Origin of the sequence: Micromonospora sp. NRRL B-16802 (assembly GCF_001279555.1) — a bacterium.
GTDB lineage: Bacteria > Actinomycetota > Actinomycetes > Mycobacteriales > Micromonosporaceae > Micromonospora > Micromonospora profundi.
This window is the reverse complement of the sequence record NZ_LGEB01000064.1, coordinates 297,587-310,601: the sequence shown is the minus strand read 5'-3', so window position 1 is coordinate 310,601 and position 13,015 is coordinate 297,587. Positions and strand designations below refer to the sequence as shown.

The window sequence follows — 13,015 nt, the reverse complement described above, 5'->3', positions numbered from 1 at the left end:
CCGGGACCGCCACAGCCGGAGCACCGACACGACGCGCACGTCGCGACCGGTCGCACCGCAGCAGCACGCGTACCGTCACCAATGACCCTCAGCGCGGCGACCAGAGCACGCAAAAGGTGGTCGCTAAACTGATTTAGCAGAGCATGCGCGTGAGGCGAGAAGCTGTCAAGGACCACCCTGCAACGGTCTGGAAACGTCGAGTTCACACCACTGCGGGCGGAACCGGGGCTGGCCCTCGGACGACGACGCATCATGATGGGCGGGAGCGGTGTCCGTGGCGCCGCGCCTGATTCGGAGGACTGATGGGCCGCAACAGAGCAACCCTGGCCGACGTCGCGCGGCGAGCAGGGCTGTCCAAGACCGCCGCGTCGATGGTGCTCAACGGCCGGGAGGGCACCCGGCTGTCGGCCGAGGCACACCAGCGGGTGTTCGCCGCCGCCGAGGAACTCGGCTACCGGCCCAACCTCGCCGCGCGCAGCCTGCGCACCCGCAAGACGGCCACCATCGCCTTCGTCTCCGACATCGTCGCCACCACCCGCTTCGCCGGTGGCCTCATCCGCGGCGCCCTGGACGCCGCCCGGGAGCGGGACCACGTACTGCTCATCACCGAGACGCAGGGCGACGCCACATTCGAGCAGTACGCCATCGAGGCCATGCTCGACCGGCAGGTCGACGGGGTGATCTACGCGGCGATGGCCACCCGACGACTCACGGTGCCGCAGGCCATCCTCGGCGGGCCGGTGGTGCTGCTCAACGCCACAAGCTCCGACACCCTGCCGAGCGTGCTTCCCGACGACGACCGGGCCGGCCACGCCGTGGCCACCGCCCTGCTGGAGCACGGGCACCGCGACGCGATCGCACTCATCGGGCGCAACCGGCTCAAGGAGGGCGACCCCGAGGTGTCCCTCGCGGCCCGGGCGCGTCTGCGCGGCATCCACCAGGCGCTCGGCGACGCGGGCGTCACGCTGCTGGCCGAGTGCTTCTGCACCGACTGGCTGCCCGAGCACGGCTACGCCGCCATGCGCGGGCTCCTCAACAGGCAGCAGCGACCCAGCGCGGTGATCTGCATGAACGACCGGCTGGCGTTCGGCGCGTACCAGGCGCTCGGCGAGGCGGGGCTGACCGTCCCCGACGACATGTCGGTGATCTCGTTCGACGACGACCCGATCGCTGCCTGGCTGCGCCCCGGCCTCGCCACCACCGCACTGCCCCACGAGCAGATGGGGCGACGCGCGGTCGAGCTGCTGCTTGACGGCGGGGCCGCCGAGCCGACGCTGGTCCCGATGCCCCTGCGTCGCCGCAAGTCCCTCGCGCCTCCCGCCGGGTAGCTCCCGCCACGGCCGTCACGTCGGGTTACGGGCTGTTCCAGCTAAAACGGTTTAGTGCTAGGTTTCCGGCCATGCTTCGTCTAGCCGACCACTGGGTGTGGGACAGCTGGTACGCGCAGGACGACACCGGCCTCTGGCACATGTTCTTCCTGCGCGCGTCCCGCGCCCTGCACGACCCGCACCGCCGCCACCACCGCGCCACGATCGGCCACGCCGTTTCGACGGACCTGCGCTCCTGGCGCCTCGTCGCCGACGCCGTGGTGCCCGCCGACGCCCCCGCGTGGGACGACCTGGCGACGTGGACCGGGTGCACGGTCCGCGGCCCGGACGGGCGGTGGTATCTGTACTACACCGGCGTGAGTCGTGCCGAGAACGGCCTCGTCCAGCGCATCGGCCTTGCCGTCTCCGACGACCTGACCACCTGGCACCGGCACGGCACCGACCCGATCGTGCAGGCCGATCCGACCTGGTACGAAATGCTCGACCGGGACCTCTGGTACGAGCAGGCGTGGCGCGACCCGTGGGTGTTCCCCGATCCCGACGGCGAGGGCTGGCACATGCTCATCACGGCACGCGCCAACACCGGGGCGGCAGACGCCCGGGGAGTCGTCGGTCACGCCACCTCCCCCGACCTGGTCACCTGGACGGTCCAGCCACCACTGTCGGCTCCGGCCGGGTTCGGCCACCTGGAGGTCCCCCAGGTCGCGGTCGTGGACGGGCAGCCCCTGCTGCTCTTCTCCACCGACGCCACCTCCAGCGCCCGCAGCGACGACCACCGGATCTGGGTGGTCCCCGGCGCGAGCGTCAGCGGCCCGTGGGACGTCGCGTCCGCCCAGCCGTTCGCGCACCCACACCTGTACGCGCCCCGCCTGGTGCCCGGACCCGCTGGCACGTGGTCGCTCATCGGGTTCCTCGACCACGTCGACGGGACGTTCGTCGGTGAGATCACCGACCCTGTTCCGGTGCGCTACCGCGCGTCGACCGGACTGATCGGGGACCCGGTGGGAGCGGCAGCGACGGGCTGACGTCAGCGCCCTGTGTCGCCGGGCGGATCGGCAGGCCGGCTCCTGGTCGGCGCGACCGATCACGCACCGCACCGGAGCGTGATTCCGCTCTGGCGTCCTGATGCCAGAGCGGAATCACGCCCATGGAGGTACCCGGCCGCCTTCGCAGCGGCCCCCGAGCGGTGGCGCGGGGACGCCCGCGCCACTGCTCGGATCGGCGGATCACTCGTCTAGCGCTGGGTCCAGCGCTGGTTGGCCGCCCCCGTGCACGACCAGAGGATCACCGGGGTGCCGTTGGCGGTTGCGTTGTTGTTCACGTCGAGGCACAGGCCCGACTGAGCGCCGCTGATCGTGCCGTTGGCGTTGACGGTCCAGCGCTGGTTGGCGCCGCCGTTGCAGTCCCAGATCTGGACCTTCGCGCCCGCCGTGGCGTTCAGCGGCGCGTCCAGGCACTTGCCGAGCGACTGCAGGGTCTGGCCGTTCGCCGTCCAGCGTTGATTGGTCGCACCGTTGCAGTCCCAGATCACCGGCTGGGTGCCGTTCGCGGTGTTGCTGTTCGGGACGTCCAGGCACCGACCCGAGGCGGCGCTGGCGAACGCGCTCGACGTCGTCGGCGGCGGAGTCGTGGGCGGCGGAGTTGTGGTGCCACCGCCACTGACCCGGTACACAACGGTGCCGTGGGCCGGGACGCTCGCGGAGATGGTGCCGGTGCTGCTGCTTGTCGAGTTGCTCCAGGCGTCCACAAGCGTGAAGGAGCTGCCGGACTTGCCAATGGCGGCAGCCGTCGTGGAAATCGTCGTCGTCGAGCCGCCCTGGTTGAAGAGGGCGACCGCCACATCACCGTTTGCCAGCGGCTTGGCGAGCACCCGACGGGTGCCGTCGAACGAGACCTGCGTGGCCTGCAGGGCGAGCGAGTCCTGGTTGATGGCGATCAGGTTGCGGTTGGTCAGGATGGTCAGGGTCGCCGACGACATGGAGCGGACGTCGTTGCCGGCGATCAGCGGCGACGCCATGACCGCCCACATCGCGAAGTGGCTGCGCATCTCGGTGTCGTTCATGCCGCCCCGGCCGACCTCCATCATGTCCGGGTCGGTGAACCCGCCGGGCCGGGCGTACCGGGCCAGGGGAACGTTCACGTTGATGATGTTCTGGATCCCCATCGGGTAACCGTTGGTCTGGCCGGTGTCCCACGCGTTGGTGATGTCCTCGGTGGTCCGCCACATGTTTGACACGTCGCTCCAGTCGCGCAGCGGACCGGTCTTGGCGTGGATGCTGTTGGGGTTGATGCTGTAGACGATCGGCCGGCCGGTCGCGGCCAGCGCGTCGCGCATCTTCGCGAACGTGGCCACCTGCTCGTCGATGCTGCCGTTCGGCGAGCACCAGTCGTACTTGAGGAAGTCGACGCCCCAGGCGGCGAACTGCCGGGCGTCCTGGACCTCGTGGCCCCGGCTGCCCGTCGCTCCCGGGTAGGCGCCGAAGTACTGGGCGCAGGTCTTGTCGACAGGCACCTGATAGAGGCCGAACTTCAGGCCACGGGCATGCAGGTAGTCACCGAGCGCCTTCATCCCGCTGGGGAAGCGCGTCGGGTCGCCCTGGATGTTGCCGGAGCTGTCGCGATTGGGGTTGAACCAGCAGTCGTCCACCACTACGTACTCGTAGCCGAGGTCGCGCATCCCGCTGCTGACGATGGCGTCGGCCGTCTGCCGGATCAGCGCCTCGTTGATGTTGCAGCCGAACGAGTTCCAGCTGTTCCAGCCCATCGGTGGGGTCCGGGCCACGCCGTTCTCCAGCGCCTGGGCCATCGGGACGCGGATGCCGACCAGGACGGCGGCGAGCAGCAGCGCGGCCGCCGCTGCCCGCCCCCATCGGCGGGGTCGGATGATTCGCTTCATACGCAGCCATCCTTTCGGTGATGTCGTCCACCACGGACGGATGCCGGGCGGGGTGAACGGCCGTGCTGTTAGCGTTAACAGAAGCCCACGTCATGTTACGGAGACGTTTCGAGGAATTCAACTACTTCCATATGTTGCGAACCCGCCCTCGGTGGATGGCCGCCGACCAGACTCGACCGCAGGACGCGGTCCTGGGCACGGCGAGACACACCGACTGACTCACTCCCTGGGGATTAGCGCTAACACCACTACCCACAATGGCGGCCGTCGATCGAGCGGGACGGGACGACACCGAGGGCGCTCGCCGTCGCGCGGTGCGCCCCGGCCGACCGTCGGCGACGGCCGGTCGGGGCTAGCCGGAATCAGCTCCGCAGCTGCCACTGCTGGTTCGTGCCGCCGTTGCACGACCAGAGGATGAGCTTTGTGCCGTTCGCCGTCGCGGCGCCGTTGGCGTCCAGGCAGAGGCCCGACTGCACGCCGGTGATCGTGCCGTTGGCGTTGATGGTCCACTGCTGGTTGGCCTGCCCGTTGCAGTCCCAGATCACCACGGCGGTCCCGTTGCTGGTCCCCTGGCCGGTGGCGTCGAGGCACTTGCTGCCGTACACCATCAGTTGCCGGCTCGCGGTGGCCGTCCACCGTTGGTTGGTGGCCCCGACGCAGTCCCACAGTTGGGCCTGCGTGCCGTTTGTGGTGCTGGACCCGCCGATCTCGGCGCACCGTCCGGACTGCACACCCACGATCTGCACGTTCTGCGGGTTGGTACCGCCGCCACTCTGGACGCCGGCATTGTTGATCACCGTCTGCGCCCCCGACGGCCAGTTGCCGCCGGAGACCGTGACGTTGCCGGAGACGACGTTGCCCCGATCACCGTTCGTCACGTTCGTGCTGTTGTTCGTCGCCCAGTTGTTGGTGACGGTGAAGTTGCCCATGTTCTCCGCGTACCAGTAGTTGGCGGTGGCCCAGGTGCCGGTGGAGGAGAACACGTTGTTGCGGGCGGTGTAGTAGCGCGAGCCCTCATCGAAGTAGAGGCCGAACCAGCCATTGGTCCGCAGGCAGTAGTTCTCGTTGATGGTGCCGCCCTGGTTCGCCGAGAGCGTGTAGATGCACCCGCCGTCGGTCATCTGCTGCATGACGTCGTGTACGTAGTTGCCGATGACCTGGTTGTTGGCGGCGGTGGTGGCCGTCGTGTACCGCGGCTGGTAGTTGTACAGGCCACGGTTGGCGTAGTGCTGGCTACCGCCCGCGTCGTTGGCACCCCAGCCGTAACCGACCGACAGGCCGGTGTACGGCATGTTGTAGACCTCGTTGTGCGAGATCAGCGCGGTGTTCACGTAGGTGGTCAGGATCGAGACCACGCCCCGGTACTCCAGGCCGAGGTCGTGCACCCGGTTGTTGCTGATGGTGATGTTGCGGTTGACCATCCGCTGGTCACCCGGGTGGTGGGCGTCGGCGCGTACGCCGCCGACCACGATGCCGCCTGCGGAGTTGCGGGCGATCTCGGAGCGGGTGACGGTGATGTTGCTGGCACCCAGGCCGACGCCGCTGGCGTGGGCGTTGGCGTCGTTGCCGATGCCGATGGCCGTCTGTCCCAGGTTGACGAACTGGGAGTCACTGAAGGTAATCGTGTTCGCCGCCGAGACCTGTACGGCGGCGGGCATCTGGTTCCAGTTCGGCCGGGTGGCCTCGAACTGCGGGCAGCCGGCCTGGCAGGAGGTCAGCGCGTCCGACGGCCGAGCCCAGGTGCCGGTGATGTGCGCGCCGGTCTGCTGGTCGGCGAAGCCGTTGCTGCTGCTCGGGCCGAGCCAGCTGGTGCCGGTGAAGGTGATGCCGCTGAACGAGATGTGGTGCGCGGGCGCGTCGTAGGTGCCGCCGACGTTCACCAGGGACTGCAACTGCGGCAGCTCCACGGCGACGCTTGACATGTTCTGCCCCGCGAGAGGGATGTAGTTGAGCTGGCCGCTGCCCGGATTGAGATACCACTCGCCCGGGGAGTCGAGGAACTCGTACGCGTTGGCCAGGTAGAACGGACCGGCCCGGTGCGGGCTGGACAGGGTGTCGAAGCCGAACGTGTTGTTGTTCCAGGCGGGCTGCTGCATCGTCAGGACGTTGCCGCTGATGCTCTGCACCGGCGAGTAGCGGTCGGTGAACGAGCCGACGCTCTCCACCTCGACGCGGCTCTGGTTGCCGAGGTTGTTGAGGTAGCTCAACGCGCTGTTGCTGAACCGCATGCCGGTGGTGGTGAACGTGAAGTCGGCCCGGTTGATGGCGGTACGCGCGCGAGTGGCGACGGCGCCGTTGACGTAGAGCTGACGGCTGTCGAGCCCGGCGGGGACGCTGGCCCGCCAGATGTTGCGACCGGCGTCGACGAGCGACCAGCCGGTGACCGCCCGGGCGCCGCTGATCGTCGGGCGGGCCGAGGGTGCGGCACGCCAGATCACCTGGTAGCCGTTGGTGCCGGAGTCGGCGGCGGTGAGTCGCAACGGCGACGAGAGCCGGTAGATCCCGTCGGCCAGTTCCACGACGATGTCACCGGACATCGCGCTGACGCGGCTGCGTACCGCGGTCTGTGCGGCGGTCACCGAGCACGGTTGGGTGGCGGAGCAGGTGGTGCCGGTGCCGGTGGGGGATGCGTAGAGGGTGGTGGTGGCGGCGAGGGCCGGGGACGCCGAGGCGGCCACGGCGGCCACTGTGGCCAGCGCTGTAGCGGCGGCGCCAGCCAGGATTCGGCGCAGCGGCGGACTGGAGGAGAGGAGCACGGGACGGTCTCCTGACATGAGGGGGTGTGGGGAGGTGTCGGATCGCCTCAACCGGGCGGGGTCGGGGTGCGGTGGGGGTCGCCGAGGATCGTCCGGAGATGGCGCAGGCCATCAGTGGCGAGACGGTCCTGGGATGGGGCCAACGGACGCCAGATCGAGGCGGCGGTGGCGATTGTCGCGTTCTGTGCCGTGAACGACTCGATGCAGACCGCGCCTCGGTAGCCGGTGGCCCGCAGGGTGGTGAAGAAGCGGGGCCAGTCGAAGTGGTCAGCGCCGGGGGCGCCGCGATCGGTGCCGCTGACCTGGACGTGTTTGACGTACGGGCCGGCGGCGGCGAGGGCGGCGTAGGGGTCCGCCTCCTCGATGTTCATGTGGTAGGTATCGATCATGATGCCGACGCTCGGGGGGAGGCCGTCGATCAGCTCGATGGTCTGCTCGACGGTGTTGACGACACTCGTCTCGTAGCGGTTCAACGCCTCCACCCCGATGCTCACCCCGGACTCGCCGGCCCGGTCGGCCACCGGCGCCAGGGCACGCCGGAACTGGGCGTAGCACTCCGTGCGGGCCGCCGGCGACATCCGCCACGTGCGGCCGACCGATGCGTAGACCGGACCGCCGACGCACGGAGCGCCGACGGCAGCCGCGCTCGCCACACATCCCAGCAGGTACGCCACCGTCGACTCCACGACGGCCGGAGCGGCCTCCACCAGATCCCGGCCGGGCGGGGTGACCGCGCAGACACCGGCCGCCGCCAGGCCGTGCGCGGCAAGCAGATCCCGTGTACGGACCGGATCCCAGTCGCCGGGCTGTTCGATCGGCAGTTCCACCGCGTCGAACCCGAACGAGGCGATCCGCGGGATCAGCTCGGCAAGGGCCGCGTCGTCGACCGGCGAGGCCCACACCCAGGGATTGACGCCGACGGCGTACATCGACTGCTACTTCCAGCGCTGCGGATAGCCGGGCAGGTCGGTGCAGCCGCACATGGCGTAGTGCAGCGGCGGCATGCTCGTGTCGAGGTACCGGTCCAGGTTGTCCTGCGTGATCGTCGGCTGCGGCAGCTTCCACGGGCTCGACACCTGCTTGCCGTCGAGGATGTTCAGCGCGGCGATGACCGGCGTACGCCACTGGTACGTCGGGTAGGTCGGAGCGATGGCCGTGAGGTTCTTGTCCTTCCACAGCTTCAGGAAGTCGAGCTGGTCCTCACCGTTCATCGGCGGTACGGGCTTGCCCGCGTCCTGGAACGCCTCGACCGCCGCGACGGCGACCGCACCGGCGTCCATCCAGACGCCGTCGATCGTGCCGTACCGCTGGATGTAGTCGTTGACGATCTTCTTGGTCTTGGCGGGGTCGCCGTCGGTGAACTCGACGCCCACGACGTCGACCTTCGCCTTGTCCAGGGCGATCTTCGCGGCGGACCAGCGGGTCTCCAGCACGTCGACACCGGGCAGGATGCGCAGGGCCAACAGCTTGCCGCCGGGCTTCATCTTCTGACTGACGAACTCGGCGCCGACGTGACCGAAGCCGTAGCCGCCCACCGGGTTGATGAAGGTCACCGGGCAGGTGGTGTTGACCCCGCGGTCGAAGACGATCACCGGCAGGCCGGCCTTGCAGGCGGCCTCGACGGCCGGCGTGAGCGTGGCGGTGGTGTTCGGCGAGACGATCAGCGCGTCGCACTTCTTGCCGAGCAGGTCGTTGATGTCCGCGATCTGCTTCTGGTCCTTGCCTTCGGCGTCGACGTGCACGAACTCGCTGATCCGGCTGCGCTGCGCGTCGACCTCGGCAAGCATCGTCTTGAAACCGACCTGCCGCCAGGGGTTGTTCAGCGCCGCGTTCGAGAAACAGACCTTGTGCGGGCCGTTCTTCTTGAACTTCGCGGTGTCCACCATCTTCGGGTTGAGCACCTGCTCCCACGGCTTGTCGGCCGGCCCGGTCGGGGCGACGTCGAGCAACGCCAACTCGTTGTCGTAGTCGGCCTGCACGAAGAACTTCGACTGCTCCCCCGTGCCCGCCCCCTCGGCGGCAGAGGCGGTGGCCGACGGGGACGCGGCCGGCTCGTCGGTGGCGCAGCCGGCAAGCACCAGCAGGCTCACCGCGGCCAGGACGGAAATGGTACGTCTCATCGATTCTCCTTTTATCGGGAGGAAGAACGCAGGGAAGAGACCGCCACGGCAAGCAGGATGATCGCGCCCTGGACGGTTGATCTGAGGGCGCCGGAGACGCCTGTGAAGTTCATGAGCGCGAAGAGCGTCTCGAGGGTCAACGCGCCGAGCATGGCGCCGACGACCGAGCCGCGACCGCCGCCGAGCACGACCCCGCCGAGAACGACGGCCGTGATCGCCCCGAACTCCAGGCCGACGCCGGCCTGGAACGACACGCCGCTGTAGCCGCCGAGCAGGATCGCCGCGACCGCCGCCACGAGGCCACTGAGCATGAACGCGATCGTCTTGGTACGCCCGACCCGTACACCGCTCAGCTCGGCGGTGCGCGGGTTGTCGCCGACGGCGACAAGCGTGCGGCCGAAGTCGGAGCGCATCAGCAGCACGGCGAGCACGGCCACGGCCACCAGGACGAGCAGGGCGTACGGGATCCGGCCCAGCAGCGGCACGTCCTCGATGGCCCGCCGGCCGAAGCGGCGGAACTCCTCGGAGAGACCGCCCTTGGGTGCGCCGTCGGACCACAGGTACACAGCGCCGACGAGGATCAGGAACATGCCGAGGGTGGTGATGAACGACGGCACCCGCAGCACGGTGGTGACCAGGCCGTTGACCAGCCCGACGAGCGCACCGCCGACGAGCAGCAGCACGACCACCGGCCAGGTACGGGACGGCTCGCTGTCGATGAGCCGGGCGGCGACGACTACCTGCGCCGTGACAAGGGACCCGACGGACAGGTCGAACTCCCCGCAGACGATCACGAAGTACTGACCGGCGGCCAGCAGGATGATCGGCGCCGACCGGCCGAGGAACGACATCAGCGACGGCGGCGCGAGGAAGTCGGGCTGCACCGCAGCGACGAGGATCAGCAGCACCGCGAGGATCGCGGAGATCGGCACGACCCCGTCGGTGCGGATCCGCAGTGGCAGTGCACGGCGCTCGGCGATCCGCACGGCTAGGACCCCGCCTTTCGGAGAGCACGTCGGGCGTAGACGGCGACCGCCGCGATGATGATGACGCCCCGGATCACCTGCTTGAAGAAGGCGTCGACCTCAAGTTGGTTGAAAATGGCGTCGATGCTGGCGAGCAGCAGCACACCGCCGACAGTGCCGAGGACACCGCCACGCCCGCCGGCCAGAGCCGTGCCGCCGAGCACCACCGCCGCGATCGACTCCAGGTCGTAGAGGCCCTCGGTGCCGACCCTCGGTGCGCCCGAGCCGAGCCGGCTCGCGAGGTAGACCCCTGCCAGGCCGGCGCACAGCGAACACAGCACGTGGGCGGTGACGAGGACACGGTCGTTGCGGACACCGGACAGCCGGGCCACCTCCGGGTCGCCGCCCACGGCGACCAGGTGATGACCGAAGCGGGTACGCGTGAGCGCGAACCACACCGCCCCGGTCACGACGAGCAGGAGCAGGAACGACACCGGCACCGGCCCCACGCGCTGGTAACCGAGCGTTCGCACGAGCGCCGGCGCGGTCTCGCCCGCCGGCCCGTCGTAACCGTTGTCGAGGTAACCCTTGAGCAGCAACCCGACGCCGAGGGTCGCGATGAACGCGTTGATCCGCAGCTTCGTGACAAGCAGCCCGTTGAGCAGCCCGACAGCGGCGCTGACAGCGAGCGCCAGCCCGATCGCCGGAAGCACCGCGCCGTCGCTGCCGCTCATCGCCTCCGCACCGACGAGGGTGCTCAGGCTGATCACGTACGCCACCGAGAGGTCGAGCGAACCGCCGAGGATGACAAGGGTCTGGCCGACGGCGACAAGCCCCAGGCCGGCGGCGACGTGCAACAGGCTCACAGTGGTCGACGGATTGAAGAGCTGACCGCCGTCGGCAAGGACGACCAACCAGCCGATCACGAGGGTGAGGGCGAGCGCCACGAACACACCCGGAACGGGACGCCGAGCCGGCAGGAGCGAGAGGGCGCTCACTGGACCACCTCGGCTCGCGACTGCGGGGCTCGCAAACCCGGCTCACTCCTCGCGCTCACTGGACCACCTCGGCGACGGTGCCCACCGCGAGGGCCACGACGTCCTCCTCTGTCGCACCGGCGGGCAACTCGCCCGCTACGCGGCCGTCCCGCAGGACGATGATCCGGTCGCTCATGCCGAGCAGCTCGGGCAGCTCCGACGAGATCATCAGGACGGCGGCGCCGTCGCGGGCGAGACTGCGCACGAGGTCGTGGATGGCCGACTTCGCGCCGACGTCGATGCCCCGGGTCGGTTCGTCGAACAGCAGGATCCGGGGGTCGATCGCGAGCCAGCGGGCCAGGACGACCTTCTGCTGGTTGCCGCCGGAGAGGAACCTGATCTCCTGGTCGTCGCCGGCCGAGCGGACCTGGACGGCGGCGAGCAACTCACGGACCTTGATCGTCCGTGCGGCACGACCGGATCGGGTCGCGAAGACGGCCCGGCTGGCCAGCAACGCGTTGTCCAGCACCGACTGCCGGGCGACGATCCCCTCCCCCTTGCGGTCCTCGGTGACGTAGGCGATGCCCGCCCGCATCGCGGCGCGCGCCGAGCGCAGCCGGACCGGTCGGCCGTCGAGCGTGACCTCGCCGCTGGTGAACGGGGCCACCCCGAACAGCGCGCGGGCCAGCGCCGACCGCCCGGAGCCCTGCAATCCACCGACGCCGAGGACCTCGCCGGCACGCAGGTCGAGGGTCACGCCCCGCAGCTTCCGGTTTCCCGCGTCGCGGACGGTCAGCCGGACCTCGCCGACGTCCTCGGGGGCGGCCCGGGCCGGGTAGTAGCTGGACAGCTCCCGGCCGACCATGTGCCGCACCAGCTCGTCAGCGGTGGTGGCTGCGGTGTCCACAGTGGTGACGCGACGGCCGTCCTTGAGGACCGTGATCCGGCTGGACAGGTCGAAGACCTCGGTGAGCCGGTGCGAGACGTACAGCAGGCCGATGCCCCGCTCCTGGAGCCGGCGCACCAGCCCGTAGAGCAACTCGACCTCGTGGTCGGCCAGGGCCGCCGTCGGCTCGTCCATGATGAGCAGCCGCGCGTCCAGGGCGAGGGCCTTGGCGATCTCGACGACCTGCTGTTGGGCGACACCGAGCCGCCCCACAGGGGCGTCGGCCGGCAACGTGGTCTCCCCGATGGAGGCGAGCAGTCGCCTGGTGCGGTCGAGCATCTCGCGGCGATCGACAAGCCCACGGCGGGTCGGCTCGTGCCCGAGGTAGACGTTCTCGGCGACCGTCCGCTCCGGCAACAGGTTGAACTCCTGGTGGATGATGCCGACGCCGGCCCGCTGCGCGTCGCGCGGGCCACGGAAGGCGCGTGACTGGCCGTCGAACTCGACGGCGCCCTCGTCCGGGGCGTACGCGCCAGAGACGATCTTCATGAGGGTCGACTTGCCAGCGCCGTTCTCGCCGACGACGGCGTGCACCTCGCCGGGCGCGACATCGAGGTCGACACCGTCGAGGACGCGGACCCCGAGGAACGATTTGCCGATGCCTCGCAGCGTGAGCAGCGGCGCCGGCCGTGGGTCTGACATCCCGGGAGCCCTTTACAGATAGTAGTCATCGGCAGGATCGGAGGCCGTTCGGCGCACGAGCACGACGCACTTTCACAGCCCGCCACGGTCCCTTACGTTTTTATGGTGCAAACATTTCCTTGACATCGACGAAACATCACACGTATGAAGATAGATGTTTGGATGCGACGGCGCAATCCTCGATCCACAGCCGCAGCCACCGCTCACCCCCCGAATCGCCAGCGACGTCGACACGTGGGCGTCGGACTCGCTCATCCCACCGTCCGACAAGATCGGATGTTCCCGATTTATTGACATATGTCGATGCTTAGCTCATCCTGACGTCGACACCCGCAGGACGACTACACCGCCCATCTCACGCTGTGTGACGTTCCGCGGACCTGAC

Annotated in this window: 9 protein-coding genes; 2 read left to right on the top strand and 7 right to left on the bottom strand. The window is 69.3% G+C overall.

Translation table 11 applies throughout. From position 1 onward, the window contains the following. Nucleotides 1-302: 302 nt before the first annotated feature. Together ADK66_RS18085 and ADK66_RS18080 are read left to right on the top strand one after the other, a co-directional pair. Entirely contained in the window at nucleotides 303-1,328 is a 1,026-nt protein-coding gene (locus ADK66_RS18085; RefSeq protein ID WP_053656781.1) for a LacI family DNA-binding transcriptional regulator, read from the top strand. A 32-nt stretch (nucleotides 1,329-1,360) separates the two neighbouring features. Continuing rightward, nucleotides 1,361-2,353: a family 43 glycosylhydrolase gene (locus ADK66_RS18080; protein WP_255353041.1), complete on the top strand. Its 993-nt coding sequence runs from the start codon at nucleotides 1,361-1,363 to the stop codon at nucleotides 2,351-2,353. A 209-nt stretch (nucleotides 2,354-2,562) separates the two neighbouring features. Here the strand turns inward: ADK66_RS18080 and ADK66_RS18075 are convergent, their stop codons facing one another. The 7 genes from ADK66_RS18075 to ADK66_RS18045 all read right to left on the bottom strand — a co-directional run bounded on the left by ADK66_RS18075 (nucleotide 2,563) and on the right by ADK66_RS18045 (nucleotide 12,630). Further along, complete coding sequence (locus ADK66_RS18075) at nucleotides 2,563-4,224, bottom strand: alpha-galactosidase (RefSeq protein ID WP_082377526.1); 1,662 nt, start codon at nucleotides 4,222-4,224, stop codon at nucleotides 2,563-2,565. Between the two features lie 362 nt (nucleotides 4,225-4,586). Then, nucleotides 4,587-6,980, bottom strand: coding sequence for an RICIN domain-containing protein (locus ADK66_RS18070; RefSeq protein ID WP_231640084.1), 2,394 nt, complete (start codon nucleotides 6,978-6,980; stop codon nucleotides 4,587-4,589). A gap of 47 nt (nucleotides 6,981-7,027) precedes the next feature. After that, the gene (locus ADK66_RS18065; protein WP_053656776.1) at nucleotides 7,028-7,909 is read right to left on the bottom strand and encodes a sugar phosphate isomerase/epimerase; all 882 of its coding nucleotides are present in this window, start codon (nucleotides 7,907-7,909) and stop codon (nucleotides 7,028-7,030) included. Between the two features lie 6 nt (nucleotides 7,910-7,915). Continuing rightward, the gene (locus tag ADK66_RS18060) at nucleotides 7,916-9,100 is read right to left on the bottom strand and encodes a substrate-binding domain-containing protein (RefSeq protein WP_197281561.1); all 1,185 of its coding nucleotides are present in this window, start codon (nucleotides 9,098-9,100) and stop codon (nucleotides 7,916-7,918) included. 11 nt (nucleotides 9,101-9,111) lie between these two features. Then, nucleotides 9,112-10,086: an ABC transporter permease gene (locus ADK66_RS18055; protein WP_053656774.1), complete on the bottom strand. Its 975-nt coding sequence runs from the start codon at nucleotides 10,084-10,086 to the stop codon at nucleotides 9,112-9,114. Nucleotides 10,087-10,088: 2 nt separating this feature from the next. Further along, nucleotides 10,089-11,063: an ABC transporter permease gene (locus ADK66_RS18050; protein WP_053656771.1), complete on the bottom strand. Its 975-nt coding sequence runs from the start codon at nucleotides 11,061-11,063 to the stop codon at nucleotides 10,089-10,091. 55 nt (nucleotides 11,064-11,118) lie between these two features. Then, the gene (locus ADK66_RS18045) at nucleotides 11,119-12,630 is read right to left on the bottom strand and encodes a sugar ABC transporter ATP-binding protein (protein WP_053656769.1); all 1,512 of its coding nucleotides are present in this window, start codon (nucleotides 12,628-12,630) and stop codon (nucleotides 11,119-11,121) included. Between the last annotated feature and the right edge of the window lie 385 nt (nucleotides 12,631-13,015).